Raw genomic sequence first — 18,396 nt, 5'->3', positions numbered from 1 at the left:
GAATTGGGGCATTGATATTTAGCATTTTAATCACAGGTATTTCGCCCATTTTGGTCTCGATCCGCGCGGGGGAGTCTTTAAAGGAGTTGCCAAGGAGTTCCTCTTGAGGTTGAACAGGGCTGGACCTGGTGTGGGATTTGAGGGACATGCTGGAGGTGGCCCGGTGAGAGGCCCCGCAGGGAAAGGCTTAAATAGTTCACACTAGATTATGATAATCATGAGTGAACAATTTGTTGATAGAGTTGGAGAGCTGAAAGCCCTCAGAGGGGCCTATGAGAGCAGCCGGAAAGAGATGATAATAGTTTACGGGAGGAGAAGGGTTGGAAAGACCGCACTCGTTAAGAAGTCGGTGGAAAACGTTCCCCACATCTACTTCTTCGCGGAGGAGACCCTCGAGAGCGAGAACCTCAGGACGTTCAAGAGCTTAGTCGCAAAGGTCCTCGGAAACCCGCTTGTTGAGAGGGCCGAGCTCTCATGGGAGGAGCTTTTCGAGCTCCTCGACGGTTCTGGAGTTGTCGTGATAATAGACGAGTTTCCGAACCTTTTGAAGGCCAACAGGGGGCTGGTTTCGAAGTTCCAGAAGATCTGGGATTCTGCCGATAAGCTCAAGCTCGTCCTGACGGGTTCGGCCATCAGCGTGATGGAGAGCCACGTCCTCGGCTACAAAAGCCCCCTCTACGGCAGGAGGACGCTCTCCATAATGCTTAAGCCCCTGAGCTTTCTCCACCTGAAGGAGTTCTTCCCGGAGAAAAGCTGGGAGGAGCTCGTGAGGATATACGGAATAACCGACGGTATTCCCGCCTACATCAGGGAAGTCCAGTTCAGGCTGAATGCTGGGGAGAGCCTCGAAGAGGTCTTCCAGCCCAACAAGCCGCTCTTCGACGAGGCCGAGTTCCTCCTCAGGAGCGAACTGAGGGAACCTGCGAGGTACTTTGCGATACTTAAGGCCATAGCCTTTGGAAAGACGAAGTTCGGGGAGATAGTGAGCTTCACGGGGCTTCCGGGCTCAACCGTCTCAAAGTACCTCAGCAACCTGCAGACTCTCCACATAGTCGAAGAGAGGCATCCTGTGGGCGAGCCAGAAAGGAATAGGAACGCGCGCTACTACCTAAGCGACCTCTACTTCAACTTCTGGTTCCGCTTCGTTTACCCCAACCGTTCTCAGCTCCTCGACTTTGGCTACATTGAGAACTTTGAGGAGGAGTACAACCACTATCTCGGCTTCGTCTTTGAAAAGGCCAGCGCGGACTTCCTCAGGGAGGTGAACAAGGCCGAAAAGCTTCCCTTCAGGTTCACCAAGATTGGAAAGTGGTGGCGTAAGGGCGAGGAGATTGATTTAGTAGCTCTGAACGAGCGCGAGAGGAAGGCGCTCTTCGTCGAGGTCAAGTGGAAGAACTTAAGCGAGAGGGAGGCGAGGGGAATTCTGAAGGACTTGGGGAGAAAATCGGAACTTGTCGGACTAGGCGAATGGGAGAAAGAATACGGGTTGATTGCCAAAAGGCTTGAAGAGAAAGAAAATCTCAGAAAAGAAGGCTTTTTGGTCTGGGATTTGAGAGACTTCGAGGAGGTAAAAACCTATCTCCCGCCCCAGTAGAACTCCCCGAAGAGCTCAATCTCCTGAACGTAGCCCCTCCTCAGCTTTAGGGCCGTGTAGGCTCTCTCAAGCTCCCTGCCGAGGTAGAAAGCGTGCCTGGGGCTTATCTTGAAGCGTTCAATAATTGTGTCAATTATCGCATTTGGATCATCGCCCACTATCGTGAGAACCGCTTCAGTTCCCCTGTGGGCGTTCACCCATATCCTCCCGCCTTTCAGCCAGATGCGGAAATAGAGCGGCTCAAGCTCGACGGGCCTTTCTCGCGCCTCAACAACCTCCCCGGCTGGTTCGAAGCTCCACTCGGTCTTCCTTTTCTCCTTGAGGAGGAGCAGGTCGAAGCCAAGGTCTTTGGGAGTATCAAAGAGGTTCATGTCAACGGCCCTTCTCAACTCTCTCACCGAACCCTTCGCCTTCGCGCTGACCTCCGTTGTCAGGAGGAGGTTTATTGAAAGCTCCTTCGCGATTCCGGCGAGGAGGGCGTTCATACCGACGCTGTCCGCATCGTAAAGCTCCACCACGTTCCCGACTCCAGCAAGAAGGACGTCGTCTGGATTTCTCTCGCGGTAGAGCTGGAAGGCCGTTATCGAACGCGCCAGGTGGGGAACGTGCTCAAGGATAAGGTCTGGAATTATCGTTTTGTATCCAAGGTCGAGGGCCCTCTCCTTGAGCGTTTCAAGGAACTCGACTCTCTCAACGGGCTTAGTGGGGAAATACCCCTCCTTCTGGTTGGTGGGGATTAAAACGACGGGCTTTTCCGTTACAAGGACCTCAAGGTTGCCAGCATCGACGCTGAGGAAGAGGTCGGCGTAATTCAGTCCGGCCCCAATCTCGCGCTCGTTCAGGGAGTCAAAGCTGACAGGGGCTTCAAAGCCAGCCTCTCCAATCCGCTCGCGTATCTCTGGGATTTCCTCCACGAAGTCGAGGTTCGTCTCACCCGCCACCATGCCGATGTCGATTATATCCGCCCCCTCGCGGAGGTAGTAGATGGCCTTCTCAACGGTTTTCTCAACCCCGAGCTTCGGAGCGTCCACGACCTCGCCGAGAATCCTTGCAGGAAAGTCCCTTCCAGCTGGCAGGTTGCCGATGAGGACGTTCCAGGGCTTTTTCAGAGCCTCCTCAATGTAGTTCCTGTTCCTCGTCCTGTTCCTGATGTCCTCAACCCTCTTGAGTGCGTCGAAGGAGAAGAGATTATCTGCAGGAACGTCCTTGCTGAGCTTGAAACCTTCCCGAAAAGCCTTCAAGACCCGCGGTAAATCCATCGCGTTCCTCGGTCCTTTGAAGGTGGGAATCCCGAGCTCGTCCTCTATGAGCTGGGCCGAACCCCTCACCAATCCGGGAATGAGGATCAGGTCATAATCCTCGCTCTTTACCCCGGCCTTTTTCAAATACTGCACAATAAGTTCGGGGGTGAGAAATGCCGCAACGCTGACGGGAGTTACAAAGACGTCACAGCCTTCACCGTACTTCCGCACGAGGGGTTCCGCAAGTTTTCCTGTAACCAGAAGGATTCTGCATGGGCTCATGGTTTGGAGTAGCCCTAAGGGTATTTAGACTTTTGCCGCACCCCACAAAAAAGGGGAAAAGAAAAACCTCACCGCCTCCGGTAGAGGTAGAGTCCTATGAGTATCAGCACCGCTATCCCGAGCGCGTAGTAGGGCAGGTTGCTCCCGCCCTCCGTGCTTGGCGGCAATGGAGAGCTCGACGGAGTCTCCGTTGGGCTGGGGGTGGTGGTTGTTTCCGTTTCGGTCGTCTCGTTGGTTCCAGGCGAGGGCGGGGTGGGAACCCCAACCTTCTCCGCCACAGCGAAGAGAGACAATCCCGGAACCTTGACTCTGTAGTAGGCGTACCTGAGATCCTCGTACTCAAACTTCGGCCGGTACTCAACCCATTTACCTTCCCAGCGGAGGAGGAGAACCCCATCGGCGCTCACGTTGTTCTCGCTCATCCACTCCTTGGAGACACGGAAGCGGAGCGTGACGTTCCTCAGAGACCAGCTCTCAGGGTGGGTAACGTTGAAGAGGGCGTAGGTCACGTAGGCGTATCCCTTCGGGGCCTCTGCCCTCCCCGGAAGCTGATACACCGCCACGGTGCCGTTGATGGGCCCATTGGGGATGAAGTAGATGCGGTAGATGTCAGTGCCCGTTATAACCCTGACCCACTCGCTTCCCTCCGAGGAGATGCTGGCACCGTCAGCTTTTCTCTCAACTGTTGGCCTCTTGAGGAGCCCTATGGGGAACTCCTTATTTTCGGTGAGGTTCCCGTAGGTGCAGGTCACGCTCAGCGTGTAGTTGCCCGGTTTGAGACCCTCGGTCGTGACGAGGGCTCCCTCTCCCGTGAGCTCTCCGAGCGTCCAGTTCACGAGGCACGGCTCTGAGGTCGCTATCCCAACCGTTCCGCCTGCGTAGAGCTCGGTCGGGTTCACCACTATCTCAGGAGGCTCCACCGTTCCGTTCCCAGGAGATGCAACGATTATCGTTCCGTTCCCTGCAGTGCCCTCCGAGAGGGTGGCGTTCCCGCCGAAGGAGGTCTCTACCTTCGAGGGGTCTATTCCAAAGGCCGGCTTCAGCTCAACGACCCTATAGTGGCCCTTCCTTACGATGGTGGCGTTGGTGAGAATCCTCCCGACGTTCAGGGTTATGTGCACTTCCTTGTCCTCCGGAAGCGAAGCCAGCTCGCCCTCCGCGCTGAGGAAGAGGGTGTTGTTCTCTATGCTCACGTTGAAGGACTCAATCCTCGTCATGTATGCACCGGCGAAGGCCTTCGCGAAGGCATCGTTCCTGAATAGGGCGAAGACCACCGAGGCGTTCCGGGCGTCAGGCCTTATCTCCATCCTGACCTCTCCAAGCATCTGGCCCTCTCTCCTCCCGTCTACCTCTACCCTCATGCTCTCAAGGGTGCCGTTGAAGAGCGGGCCGACCTTGGTGGCTAGAGTCGGCACTATGTACTCAGCGCGGTAAACGTCCGGGTTCCCGAAGGTGAGGCTCACATTGCCCCAGCCGTCGAGGTTTCCAGCCTCACCGCCGAGGAGAACTACCCTGTCCATCTTCTCCGCCTCGACCGTGTAGTTGGCCGGCGGGTCTAGAACCTGTATCTGCATCGGGGAGGGCTTCGTCATCACGGCGTAGATGTTGTAGAAGGCCCATTCGCCCATCTTCTCAAAGGTTTCTATCGCGGCGGCGATGCTCTTTCCGCTCTTTTTGAGGGCCTTTTTCTGCTCCTTGGGATCAAGCTCCTGGAAGGACTTCTGCTTCTTTATCTCCTCCTTGAGGTACTCCACGAGCATCGCGTTTATATCATCCTTCATGTCGTTGAGGTTCTCCTCCACCTCGTCCCCGGGATCTGGAGGCTCCTTCATCTCCTGCACGTTCTTGTAAACCTCGTTGAGGACGTCATTATCCACAACCTCGAGCACCGTCTCTATGAAGACCGTCTGTAGCTCCTCGTCCGTGACTATGGCCTTGGCGAGGGTCGTCAGCACGTTAACCTTCGCATCTAGCGGGATCTCCGAGAGGTGGGTGAGGTTGTAGTAGTAGCCCTGATCCATGCCATAGTCGTCCTCCCAGCGCACGAAGTCGTTCAGCGTCAGGGGGACGATGGTGGTGTTGTCTGCTGAGAGCATCGCGTTTACCTGGACGGCCGAGCTGCTCTGCGAGTACTCCTCTATCGTCTGGTTATTGGGGAAGTCTATGTTCTCGACGATGTTCCCTATCTTCAGCCCCGACTTGGCTATGGCCATCACTATGGTCTCGACGGGAACGTCTATGTCGTAGACCTTGAGGGCCCCCTCGGTGGCTATGGCCGCGAGCTGGAGCTCGTTGAACAGGAGGGAGTAGTCAACGCCTGCATTAACCCTGTAGTGCGGAATGACCGTTCCCGGTTCCTTGCTCTGATCCGCTATCGCCTTGAACTCGAAGCCGGGCGGTATGACGTGGTACCACACGTAGCCTTCTGGGTTCATGTCGTAGGCTCCCTCGACGTAGTAGCTGTAGTAGATGTTCTCGTCCGTGTTCCTGAGCCTCATGTATGTCTTGTTCCCGTTGATGCCGAGCACGTCTATCTGGACCGGTCCGAGGGACTCGCTGAAGGGTACGAAGGTCTTGTTGAGCGCCTTAACGGGGGTCTTCTCGTAGTTTATTGAATAGGTTGTGTAGACCCAGTCTGAGGGCTGGCCGTTCTCGTAGGGGACGTAGTTGACGGCCACTGAGGTCATGTAGTCCCCGGAGAAGTTGACGGGAGGTATCCACTTCGGCGGATCGTCGTGCCACCAGGGCATCCATGCCCCGTATATCCACTTCAGCTTCCCGGGGGGAGCGAGGCCTGTTAAGTTCGCTGACTCAACGTCGAGGGTGTAGACGCTGCTCTCCTCCTCTATGGGTACGGACATCATCCTGAGGAACTTGTAGTGGGCGTTTGGATCACGCTCGGGTATCTGGTCTCTCACATTCACCAGCTTTATGTATGCAGTCATGTCTCCGACGTTCCTTATGTCGAGGTCGAAGTGGTGGCTCTCCGCCGCCTCGAGGTCGCCGTCCCCGTCGCCGTCGTAGGTGTACGTCGTTCCGTCCGAGAACTCCTTCACGTGGCACTTGTCCGGCTCGTTCTGGCACCACTGGCGTGTGTAGGGATAGGCCGAGTAGGACTCTATCCTGAACACCGGGCCGAGGTCGAAGCCTATTTCCCTGGAGACCTCGTCCCTCACGATGCCGTCCAGGTCGTAGAGCCTAACCTCCATCGGTATCCCGTGATCTGAGGGCAGTTCATCCGGTAGCGGGTCCCATTTCAGCGTTATCGGGTCATAGGCAGTTATCGGAATCAGCGCGTGGAACTCGCCGCTCATTCCCCCCGGAACGGCAACCAAGAGGTTCACCCTGCCGGTGTGGCGCTCTATGTACTCCGGAAGGACGAGCTCGACCTTAGCAACCCCCATGAGGCTCCCGGTGTTGCGGAGGGTAACCGTGACGTTGGCAAAGCGCTCGTCGTAGGGCATGCTGGTATCTCTGTCCCCCTCGTGGTAGCGGCGGTAGGCGTAGACGGCCCTCGGATGGTTTACGAAGACCGAGACTATATCTATGTGGGCGTTCCCGAAGTACACCCTCCTAACCGCGCTCACGCTCGTTCCATCCGAGGCTTTTGCCGTGAACTTGAGGTAACCAAGCCCAGTGAGGTTCCTCGCGAGGGAATCGAAGGTGACGTAATCGTGGTATTCGTAGGAGTTCGGCGTCGCTTCCTCTATCAGCTCCTCCGTGCCGTTCCACACGAGGGTGTAGTTCACCTTGGCTATTCCGCTCCTCGAGCTGGCGCTCCCCGCGAGGGTTACGACGCCCTTAACCTCGTCCCCGTCCATCGGGTAGACGGAGAGGAAAGCGCCGAGGAGACTTGAGCCCCAGCCGCTTCCGGTCTCAACCGTGTCGACGAGGGTTAGCGTTCCTTCATCGACGAGAATGTCGTAGTTCTCGCTCTCCTCGCCGTCTGCGGTGTACATGGTTCCGCCGGTGTAGTTCTTGACGAGAAGGGGCTCGTGGCCGCCCCAGTCCGTCCTCTTCAATACTGTGTAAGCAGAGTTCCTGACGATGTGAACCCCACGGGTGTTGACGATGGAGTTGTTCATAGTTATTATTGACGCGCTGCCGTTAACGAGGAGGCCGAGGTCGTTGTTCTGGATGATGCTGTTCGTTACCACGACGCTCTCGCCGTTTCCGTCCTTCACCGAGAGACCCACGTCGTTGCCCACCACGGTATCGTGATCAACGAGGAGCCCCCCACCGACGTAGGGATGGACGAGTATTCCAACACCGTTGTCGGAGATCAGGCTGTCCTTTACCCTCCCCCCGACGTAGCTGAGATCAATTCCTTCGCCGTTGTGCATGATGTAGCTGCTCCTCACCGTCATGTTGATACCGCGAGCATAGACTCCAACGCCGTTCCCGCTTATTCTGCTCGAGTAGATACCGAGGGTCGAGGTTCCCCTTCTTCCGGGATGCGCGTAGATTCCTTGGGAGAAGCCCCTCACGGTGCTCTCGTTGACGAGTACGTTAAACACCTGCCCCGCATTTATTCCTCTGCCTCTTCCGCTTCCTATTAACTCGCTCCGGAGGAGCTCGAGACTGCCCTCTGCACCGATGCCCCCGCGGAGCGTTGAATCGCTTATCCTAACTCTGGAGTAGTAGCTCAGCGTGATGTTCGAGTCCACCTCGTCTCTCGCCACGATGAGCCTCGCCGCCACTCCCGTGACGGGGGCCTTCACCACGCTGTCAGTTAATCCGGCCATCCCCTCGACCACGTGGAGCGTCGCCTTGAAGGCACCGAGCTGGAGGTATGGGTAACTGTCCGGGCTCCTCACGTGCACCGCTATCACGTTCTCGCCGCGCCTGAGGTAGCCGCCCACGTCAATGACGTCCATGAGCGGGTGCGCTGTTATAATCGCCCCTCCCCAGCCGTAGGCGTAGGAGAGCTGGGCCCTGTGGTCGAGCTCATCAACGACCTTCCTGCCGTTGATGTATACCTCCACGCCGCTTATCGCGTAGTAGTTCAGCCAGGCCTGGGCAGGGAGCGTATCGAGCGTAACGACCTTCTTGAGGTAGAGGTCGGTGAACTCCCCCACCTCGGTTCCGCCGGTAAAGTGGGAGCTGTAGGAATCCGCGTAGAAGGGCTCATCGCTCGCTTCCATCCCCGCTGTGGAGGTCGTGTAGACCCAGTCCTCAGCCGGCATCGAGGTGGAGTAGAACCACTCCGAGTCCTCCCCAATGACCTCACTCAGCGTTTCAGTATCCTCCGGGTTCCAGAAGAAGTTCGTGTTGAAGGCAAGGCTTCCTCCCTCAATGTGGCAGCCCCTGACGAGAACCTCCTTCGAGTAGCTCTCAACGGTGGTGTCTTCGAGCTTCGAATTCAGAAGGATTAGCGTTGATTCCTCGCTCCCTGCTTCTCCCTTTACCGTCATCTTCCTGAGCACGCTCGCATCCCTGTCGAGCGGGTTCGTTGCCGGAATCCCGTCGGTGTCCTCGACGCGGAGGGTTCCTCCCGGGTGAACGGTAATCTTGCCGTCCTGGAGGTGGTAGCTCTTGACGAGGAGTTCGCCGTCAACGTAGGCGTAGAAATTGCCCGCGTCCCCGTTCTTAAAGCCCGCCTTCTTGCCACCGCTCACGTGGACGATGAAATAGCCCGGATACGGGGAGACGCTTCCGCTCACGTTGGTGTCCCACATCTCTATACCGCCCGTGTTCCTGGCGAGGAAGGCATACCTGCTCCCGGTTACGTTTGAACCCACCACGTAGAGCCAGTTCGTTCCGAGGTCGAGGTCGAAGTTTGCCTCATCGTTTGACTCCACAACCGAGTTCTCAAACCTCAGCCGGGCGTTCTTGATGCAGACCCCCTTCCCGTTGTTCCTTACCACGGCCCCCTTTACCGTCTGGGTGGCGTAGGAGTAGCTCGGGTCCTCAAAGTGGAGGCCGCAGCCCCGGTTGTTCTCTATCTCCAAGTCCCTAAGGGTCCAGTGCCAGTCGGAGAGGTCCCCTACGACCTCGATTCCCCTATCGCCATCAACGAAGGTGCTGTTGACCACGCTCAGGTTCTCTCCGGGGAGGCCGTTCCTGAGGTATCTGAGCCCCGCTCCACTGTGGAAGGTGCTGTCCTTCACGGTTAAGCTCCCGCTGACGGTTGCCCCTCCCTCAATCTCGCTCCCATCAAGGATAACCTCCGAAAAGGGGAAGGCGAAGTTACCGATGAGGTGAGAATTGAGGGCGGAGACGGTTCCAGTAAACTCGCCATTCTCGAAGCCCCTGAGTGTGGAATACTCGACGTCGAGCGTCCCTCCCCTTCCGGTCAGGCTCAGGGAGGGGCCGTCCACTAGCGAGCCCCCGAGGACGCGGAAGGTGCCGTTGACATCCATCCCCTTACCGAGGACGTGAGCTTTGCAGTTCCTCAGCGTGAGCGAGCCGTTTTCCGTTATCAAAATGCTCCCGTTCACGGTGTACTCCCTGCCGTAGCAGGCCTGGCTCTCGTTCACCACCCAGTCACCCCGGACTGGAGGCCCGGAAACCTCGACCTTGAGTGTTTCGACGGTCTCTGCCCCACAGAGGTCGGCGGCCTTTATCGCCACCGCGTTCGTTGCGTACCGCGTCAGATTTTCCGATATGTCCGTTCCCGCGGTGTAGCTAACGTAGGGCCCTCCGTTTATGGAGATGTAGAGGCCTTCGAGGTTTCCGTCCGGGTCCTCAACCTTTATCCCCGGAACGACGCTTTCACCCGGTCTGTAGTGGGTGTGGAGGTCCACCTTCATCTCCGGCGGCCTATTGCCCTTACAGAGGGTGAAGGCGGTTTCTCCCGTTACCTTCCCTCCGCACCTTCCCTCCGCTGTTATGGTGAGTCCCAGGGGCTCCCCGGACTCAAGGAGCTTTCCAAGCTTTTCGATGAGGGGCCTCATATCGAAGACGTAGCTTCCGTTGACCTTCAGTTCATCCCCCACCCACGTGTAGCTGATGTTGGGGAGGAAGTTCTCTTTGTACTCGAGCCCCTCTATTGTTAGGGTATAACCCTCCGGCAGGGCGTTTCCCACCATTGTGAAGTTAATGGGAACGAGCAGGCTCATGACGTTGCTCCCATCTCCAGGAGACGTTACCTCCAGACGGCAGTCCTCGAAGCACGGCCACTGAACGTTTATGTGGCGAACCTCAAGGGTTCTGCTGTTCCCGTAGCCGTCGTAAACGAGGGCGTAGAAGTAGTGCTCTCCGTTGAGATGGCCGGAGAAGCTTTTCACGCAGGTGTAGACGAGCTTCGAGTGCATCTTTCCCCTCTCGTCAATGTACGTAACCCATTCCGTCGTGGCGGGGATTCCATAGCTCGCTCCGTCCCATACCATCGTGCACGCGGCCATCCTCTCGTCGGATGACACTTTCACCGTGACATATGTGATGTTGGAGGATAGTTCACTCCCGTTCTCCGGTGTCGGCGGGACGTAGGAGGCCTTGCCCAGGTCCGGGTAGGGGATGGTGACGACCCTCCACATCGGAACTCCCCTGTTGCCGTACCTGTCAACTGGCACCACGGAGATGTTGTACGTGCCGCCGGGCGTGAGGGAAACCGCCTGCTCCATACTACTTCCGGGCTCGCCGGTGAAGTTGCCCACAAGGCTCTCGTTCACCCACAGCTCCGTGTGGTCAAAGTCCTCATCGTTCGGATTGATCCAGCTCACAATCGCACCGCCGACGTACGTGCTGAGGTCAAAGTACCCCATGCCCCCAGGCGGCGTCGTGTCCTCAACGGTAAGGTAGATGTACTTCTCGTAACCTATGTTCCCCGCGGCGTCGGCGACGTGGATGTGGTACACCACGTATTCCTCTTCGCTCGTGTTGAAGGGAATGAAGAAGGGCTCCCCACTCTCGTATGAGCCCGTCTCCAGCCGGTACCACCCTTCCTGGGGCGTGTTGGCATCGGGATTGAAATCGACGGTGTAGATGCCCGGATGTGCATCGGTCACGTTGAGAATTACCCCCGCTGCGCTCTTCCTCTCCGCCTTTGCGTGGATTACATCCCCCATGGAGGATGTGACCGTGAGGTTCACAAGATCCTGATTCACACTCGGCATGGTGGTGTCCACCTCAAAAACGCAGAGCTCGCTGATGCCGAGATTCCCTGCACGGTCCGTTCCGTAAACCCTGAACCGGTGGGAGCCATCATTGAGGGTATACATCCACCCGGACTCCCAATGCATCCCTGAGCCGAAGAGGGTGACGTTCACACCGTCCAGCTCGAGCACCGCGGAGGTGAGGTTCTCGCTCGCGTTCACAGCGAACTTGTAGACGTGCGCTCCGAGGAGTGAGCCGTTTTCAGGAGTTGGTGGAACGAAGGAAAGGGACGGTGGTGTGAGGTCAACGGTAAAGCTCCTCTCTTCCGTCTCGTTGGCGTTTCCGGACATGTCAACGGCCTCGGCGTGGAATATGTGAACCCCCTTCGGCAGGCTGAGCTCAAGCGTCCACTCTGTTCCTCCGCCGGTCATTGGATGGTTATCCCCATCGAGCACCAGAACCGCCGATGAAAGGCTCTCGTTCGAGAGGAGCCTGAAGGTTACCTCCCCACTGTTTATGAAGCTTCCATTGGAAGGCGTCGGCTTCACGAACCAGAGCGCCGGTGGAGTCGTGTCGGCTTCCTCAACGCGCATGAGCCACCAGTGAGAGACCTCCCCGTTCTCGTTGCTGGCAGTGACGCTCACGTTCCAGAGGCCAACTAGGAGCGTCGAGTTAGTGTATGTTGAAGAATCCCCCTCCCCGCTCAGGACTTCCGTTCCGTTGATGGACCACGTGACGTTGGCTATCTGGTTAAGCTCTATGGAGAAAGCAGCGCTCCCGCTGGGAGGATAGGTGACCTCTTCGGCTTCAGGAGAGAAAGAGGTTATCTCCAATCTTTCCTCAACGGAGAAGCACAGCTCGTCACTCTGCTCCTCGTTGCCGAAGGTGTCGTTCGCGACCATGTGCCAGCAGAAGGTTTTTCCCGCCATGTCCTCGGTGATGCTCACCGTCCAGTTGCTCCAGCCATCGACGACCTCAAGTGGCCTTGAGTCCCACACAAAGCCCCCGTCGCCAGGGGTGGTGTTGCTCCACAGTACCACAGTATCGAGATGGGGATCGCTCCACTCTGCGAAAAGGGCAATGTTCTCCCCAATCCTAAGAAGGTCTGCGCTCTGTCCGCTCTCCAAAAGCTCCGGTGGCGTTGCGTCAACCTCAATCCTCCTCTCCTCTGTCCAGTTAACTATCCCGTCAGCCGAACCGTAGACCCTGAAGATATAACTCCCGTCCGACAGGTTCCCCTTGTTCAGCCACCAGCTCATTCCAGAACCGCTCATGCTCTCGTTTACGCCGTTCCACTCGAGGGTGGCGTTGTCGAGGTCCACCGAAGACGTGACGTTTATCGTAACGCTCCTCACGCTCAGCATCGCGCCCTCTTTGGGGGTCGGGTCAACGAAAGAGATAACAACTCCCGGCCTTGGATAGACGTACCAGACCCACGAGACGCTGTCACTCCCATTTGCGTTCTCCACAACGGCGTAGACGCTGTATTCGCCTTCCCCTGCCGTGGAGTTGGTGTAGCTCGATGTTTCGACGTTCTCCTCGCGCTTAACCTCGCCCTCACCGACGTACCAGGTAACGTTCACGACCTGGTTGGCCGTCACCGTGAAGGTGACGGGCTCCCCAACGTAGCTTTCCACTGGGCTCTCTGGCGAATAGGATACTATCTCCGGCGGGGAGTAGACCTCGAAGCAGTAAACCGGCGTCTCGTTCGAGTGCTCAAGTTCGTCAATGCCCTTTATGTACCAGCAGTAGGAACCCGGCTCGTCCATGCTTATCGAGAAGTTGCTCCATCCATAGGTTCCCTCAAAGAAGACCTCATCAAAGGCGTCCCACGAGCCTGTGATGTTGGTGTACAGGACTGCCTCGCTGAGGTGCGGGTCGCTCCAGAGGGCATGTATATTGACGGTTCCACCGGGAGGAATGCCCTCTCTGTCCTGTCCGGCGTTCGAGTAGGTTGGTGCCTTAGTATCGACCTCAAAGCTCCTCTCCTCGCTCGTCCCGTTGTTCCCGGCTAAGTCCTGCCCGTAAACCCTAAAGGAGTGTGGACCATCGGGAACGCTCAGCGTGTAGCTCCACTCCCTCCCGCTCCCGCCCATCGTATGGTTTACCCCGTCGAACTCGAGAAGGGCCGAGGTGAGGTTCTCGCTGGCCGTAACGTTGATTGTCACGGCTGGATTCCCGAGGAGGGAGCCGTTGGCTGGCGTTGGCGGGACGAATGTGAGAACCGGCGGTGTCGTGTCCATCTGAAACCGTGCCAGAGGGGCAAAGATGCTGAACTGCGTTAGGTTCGCCCCCACGGTGTTCCCTGCCGTGTCGAGGCTCTGGTCGCTGACCCCGTCGAGCGTCCAGCCCTCGCTGAAGCGCCATATCCCAAGAGAATCCTCGTTGAGGCCTTCGAGGGCGGAATCACCGTAGTGGAAGGTGAGGTAGAGCCAGGAATCCGCGCTCGCCTCAAGGAACTCGTCTATGTCGGAGTAGCCCTCGGGCGGGGTCGGTCTCTCGCTTTCTTCTATGCTCCTGATCATGCAGTCCCCGGGGCATACAATATCCACGGGGAGGTCGTTTACAGTGTTTCCACTGAGCGTACCGCTGAACTCCCCAATAACGCCTATAGCCCATGCGTTCGCCTCGTTCAATGAAGTGACAACGTCGTTGTCGTCAACGCTGGAGTCGCCTGCACCGTAAAGGTAGAGCGCGTAGCCGGGGGTTCCTCCGACCCCCGAAATCTGAACTGAATTGCCGTGAACGTCTGCGGAGGTGTAGAAGACGAGTATCCCATCCGCGCTGTCTCCGGTAATGGTTACGGTGTTGTTGTAAACGTCGCTTCTCCCCTCTTCCTCGTAGACGTAAATCCCGACCCCCTGGAAGCCGGAGACGCTGACCTTGTTGTTTCTAACCGTGTTGCCCCCGCCGTAGCTTAGATAAATCCCATAGCGCACGTCCTCACCGGGCTCGGTTACGGTTATGTTGCTCCCCTCAACGATTGAGTTCCAGACACCGTCGAGCCATATTCCTATATTTGATATAGACGTGACGACCGTTAAGTCCCTCACCGTCACGTTGTCCGAGCCCACGTAAACGACGGGCTTCATCCCAATGTCCCACTCGGAGCCGTCGCCCGTGATTACCGCTCCATGTCCCTCAATCGTGAGGGGTGTATACACCTCAACACTCTCGCCGTAGGTTCCGGGGAGGACGACGACGGTCCCGCCGGGAACGCAGGCGTCAATGCCATCCCCGAGCGGGGTCTCGCTCGGGTTAAATGCCCCTCCCTCGTACCACCAGCCGCTCTCTTTGACGTAGACGGTCTCCGAGGGGACGAGGGTGGTTGCCGTGTCGTTCACCCACGTCGTGTTCACGTTCCCGGAGGTATCGTTCGTGAGGATGCCTATGGTATGGGTCTCCCCAGGGGAAAGGCCGTCGAGGAGCCACTCGCCGTTGGCGGTTCCGCCCTCGAACGTTCCATCGATGTAAACGAGGGCCTCGTCGAAGTCCTTGTCGTCCGGATTCTCCCACGTCCAGAGGATGTAGTCGCTCCCGACCTCGTGCGTCAGGTTCTTCACGGTTCCCGGCGGCGTCGTGTCTTTCGTGAGGTTCACGTAGAAGCTCACCTGAGCCATGGCACTCTCATCGCCCGCTAAGGCGTAGACTTTAAGGGAGTTGTCGCCTTCCTGGGCGGTTATGGTGGTGTTCGGTGTGAACGTGACGTTCTTCCCCCCGTTCAGGGAGTAGTGCCACTCGTCAACTGGCTTGTTTGCGGTGACGTTGAGGTCTATCGTGGTCGTGTTGTAAATTCCCTCCTCAGGGGAGACTATCGTGATGCTCAGCGGGTTCTCCGGTGGAGTTCCCGGGGTGTACTCGACCGCTATGTCGTCGAAGTACATGTGAGAGTAATAGGCCGAGTAGTCCCAGCCGCCGATAACGACCTGGAAGTCCGTTACACTGGCCATACTCGTTGTGTAAATCGTCTTAACGAGCGCTCCACCCTCCCAGTACTCGAAGCGGTCTTTGTAGATGACCACCTTAAAGGGAACGTAGTCCCTAGGTATAGTTCTGTCTTCGGTGACGCTGTTGCTGTAGTAGCGGTAGGAGACCTGCTCGCTCGGCCAGCTTACGTAGTGAACCCCCACGAAGTTGCTGGAGTTTAAATCCTCTACCCTCACGAGCATCTCGGCCGTTCCCGGGTCGGTAAACTTCCACCTTCCGGAGAGGGTTATCGAGCTCCAGTTGTTCAGATGTATGCTCCTGCTCCTCAGAAGGGCGTGCCCGGAGTCCCACCCATAGTGGCCAAAGACGACGAACTCCGCCTCACCGTTGGCCTCGGTGTAAGAGTTCCCGCCCCCAACGACATCCTCCGTCCACTTGGAGGTATCGAGGCTGTTATCGTTGAAGTCGTCGGAAAAAACAACGTTTCCCCCCGCACTCACGGGTGCAAACCCAACAAAACCCACGTTTAGGTACGAGGCCAGAAGAAGGTACACCAGCATAATAGTAGCCTTTCGCATAGCTACACCCCCAACGCAAGAAGAGTCCCCAGCCGTGGCATTCGAACAGCCACAGAATAAAAAAGGACAGGGGCCCCTCACGCGTTACACATTTATGATTAATATAATGCCCCCAAAGTATATAGGCTTTTGGTTGGTTCTTAAAATGTTCAAAAATATCCCACAAGCCGCTGGAAAAGGGAGCACCCGGGCCGAAGAGCGGGCACGATAAACGCTGTATTCTCGTAAACCAATACGTTACCATTCCCACCACGGGTTCCCCATTTTTGAGCCGGGAACGCACCGTGTTTCTCCAGGGGGTGCGCTATTGGAACCACGGCCCACTGCGGAAAAGTTCATAAGCGGCCCTGTGTAGAGTGGTGTGGGGGGAACATGGCGATATTCTTCACCGGAACCGCAGGGAGTGGTAAGACAACGACCACCGCAGCTTTCGGGCGCTACCTCGAAGGAGAAGGTTACACCGTGGGATACGTTAACCTGGACACGGGGGTTAAGAGGCTCCCGTACCGGGCCGATATAGATGTCAGGGAGTTTATAACTGTGGAGGACCTTATGAAAGAGGGTTACGGGCCAAACGGTGCGATAGTGGAGAGCTACGAGCGCCTCCGCCCGCGGGTTTCGGAGCTTGCCGGAAAAATAGGAGAGCTCGAAGGAGAGAGGGACTACGTGCTCGTTGACACACCCGGCCAGATGGAGAGCTTCCTCTTCCACGAATTTGGTGTTGAGCTCGTGGGAAACCTCCACGAACCCCTCGTGTTCTACTTATTCTCGCCCGAGATACTCAAAAGGCCTCAGGACTTCTGCTTCGTCCGCTTTTTCGCGCTCATGATGGAGATGCGCCTCGGGGCCACCACAGTTCCCGTCCTCAACAAGCTGGACACCGTGGGGGACATCGAGCACTACCGGCGTTTTCTCGAGGATATGAACTACCTAACGGCCCGTCTGAAGTTTGAGCCCCCCATGGGAGCATACACCGCATACAGACTCTGCTCATTCCTTCCGGAGGTTTCCGCCCCCGTTCGCGTCCTTTTTATCTCGGCTCGGAATGGGGAAGGCTTCGAGGAGATTCTGGATGTGGCCCACGAGTACAGGTGCGCCTGCGGCGACCTGACATAAAGTATATCACCGAAAGTGTTATATATGATTCACGGACCAAAAAGCTTATCAGGTGCAAAATATTATTGCACCGAAAACTATTTAATAAATGTAAAATAGTTGAAGACAGGTGATGAATATGGTGAAGGTTGTCATACTCGGACAGGGCTACGTCGCCAGCATCTTTGCGAGCGGCCTTGAGAAGATAAAAAAAGGTGAGCTCGGCTACTACGGAGTTCCCCTCGCCAACGAGCTCCCCATAAAGGTTGAGGACGTTGAAATCGTCGGTTCATACGATGTTGATTCCAACAAGATAGGGAAGAGCCTCTACGAGGTCGTTAAGCTCTACGATGATAACGCGCCCGAGAGCCTCAAAGGCATCGTCGTGAGAAAGGGCATCCACCTCGGGAGCCTCAGGAACCTGCCCCTCAAGGCGGAGGGACTTGAGGACAAAATGACGCTCAGGGAAGCTATAGACCACCTCGTGGAAGAGTGGAAGGAGCTCAAGCCCGATGTGTTCATAAACGTCTGCACCACGGAGGCCTTCGTCCCCTTCGAGAGCAGGGAGGAGCTTGAGAGGGCCCTCGACGAGAACAGGAAGGAGCGCTTCACGGCAACCCAGGTTTACGTTTATGCAGCGGCCAAATACGCGAAGGAGGTCGGCGGGGCGGCCTTCGTGAACGCCATACCCACCCTCATAGCCAACGACCCCGTGTTTGCCGAGCTCGCGAAGGAGAGCAGGCTAGCGGTTTTCGGTGACGACGGAGCGACGGGCGCCACGCCGCTCACCGCCGACGTTCTCGCCCACCTCGCCCAGAGGAACCGCTACGTCAAGGACGTTGCCCAGTTCAACATCGGAGGAAACAACGACTTTCTGGCTCTAACCGATAAGGAGAGGAACAAGAGCAAGGAGTTCACCAAGAGCTCCATCGTTATGGATCTCCTCGGTTACGATGCCCCACACTACATCAAGCCCACGGGCTTCCTCGAGCCCCTCGGCGACAGGAAGTTCATAGCCATGCACATCGAATACGTAAGCTTCAACGGAGCGATTGACGAGCTGATCATAAACGGGAGGATAAACGACAGCCCTGCTTTAGCCGGTCTCCTCGTTGACCTTGCCAGACTCGGAAAGATCGCTATTGAAAAAGGTCAGTTCGGTCCAATCTACGAGGTCAACGCCTTCTATATGAAGAACCCGGGACCAAAGGACATGCCGAACATACCGAGGATCATAGCCTACGAGAAGATGAGGATGTGGGCTGGACTGGAGCCAAGATGGCTCTGAACCTTTTCCTTTTCACCGAAACCTTTTTAGCTACCAGGGTTCAATTTAAAGTGGGAACACTTTAGTAACTAATTCTTACTAAAAGGGGGTGATAGAATGAGCGAGCTGATAGGGCAGATTGTGCAGGTTCTCAAGGAACAGGTTGTCCAGGACACCGTCGTTCCCAGGAACATAAGAAGGGCCGCCGAACAGGCCATAGAGCGCCTCCTCGACGAGAGCGTCGAGCCCAAGGTCAGGGCCGCCGACGCGATAGCCATCCTCGAGGAGATAAGCGAGGACCCCAACATGCCCCTTCACACGAGAACAATCATCTGGGAAGTTCTCGGGGCCCTCGAGCAGGTTGAGTGATTTGTT

6 protein-coding genes are annotated in these 18,396 nt (G+C 56.8%); 4 read left to right on the top strand and 2 right to left on the bottom strand.

Annotation, left to right across the window (positions count from 1 at the left end):
- Positions 1-208 precede the first annotated feature (208 nt).
- Positions 209-1,594, top strand: coding sequence for an ATP-binding protein (locus PFER_RS09735; RefSeq protein WP_084593954.1), 1,386 nt, complete (start codon positions 209-211; stop codon positions 1,592-1,594).
- On the opposite strand, the gene PFER_RS09730 is transcribed toward PFER_RS09735, so the two are convergent.
- Together PFER_RS09730 and PFER_RS09725 are read right to left on the bottom strand one after the other, a co-directional pair.
- The gene (locus tag PFER_RS09730; RefSeq protein ID WP_048151595.1) at positions 1,576-3,117 is read right to left on the bottom strand and encodes a dihydropteroate synthase-like protein; all 1,542 of its coding nucleotides are present in this window, start codon (positions 3,115-3,117) and stop codon (positions 1,576-1,578) included. The genes PFER_RS09735 and PFER_RS09730 overlap by 19 nt on opposite strands.
- Positions 3,118-3,185: 68 nt before the next feature.
- Positions 3,186-15,659 carry a right-handed parallel beta-helix repeat-containing protein gene (locus PFER_RS09725; RefSeq protein WP_048151593.1) on the bottom strand — a complete coding sequence of 4,158 codons (12,474 nt, stop codon included), beginning with the start codon at positions 15,657-15,659 and terminating at the stop codon, positions 3,186-3,188.
- Positions 15,660-16,031: 372 nt separating this feature from the next.
- Here PFER_RS09725 and PFER_RS09720 point away from each other — a divergent pair, with 372 nt between their 5' ends.
- The 3 genes from PFER_RS09720 (at position 16,032) to PFER_RS09710 (ending at position 18,390) form a co-directional block, all read left to right on the top strand.
- Positions 16,032-16,775, top strand: coding sequence for an ATP/GTP-binding protein (locus tag PFER_RS09720; RefSeq protein WP_048151591.1), 744 nt, complete (start codon positions 16,032-16,034; stop codon positions 16,773-16,775).
- Positions 16,776-16,893: 118 nt separating this feature from the next.
- The gene (locus PFER_RS09715) at positions 16,894-18,042 is read left to right on the top strand and encodes an inositol-3-phosphate synthase (protein WP_048151590.1); all 1,149 of its coding nucleotides are present in this window, start codon (positions 16,894-16,896) and stop codon (positions 18,040-18,042) included.
- Between the two features lie 96 nt (positions 18,043-18,138).
- Entirely contained in the window at positions 18,139-18,390 is a 252-nt protein-coding gene (locus tag PFER_RS09710) for a UPF0147 family protein (RefSeq protein WP_048151589.1), read from the top strand.
- Positions 18,391-18,396 lie beyond the last annotated feature (6 nt).

The organism is Palaeococcus ferrophilus DSM 13482 (assembly GCF_000966265.1).
Taxonomy (GTDB): Archaea; Methanobacteriota_B; Thermococci; order Thermococcales; family Thermococcaceae; genus Palaeococcus; species Palaeococcus ferrophilus.
Note: the sequence above shows the minus strand (reverse complement) of the source record. Positions and strands in the feature narration are given on the sequence as shown.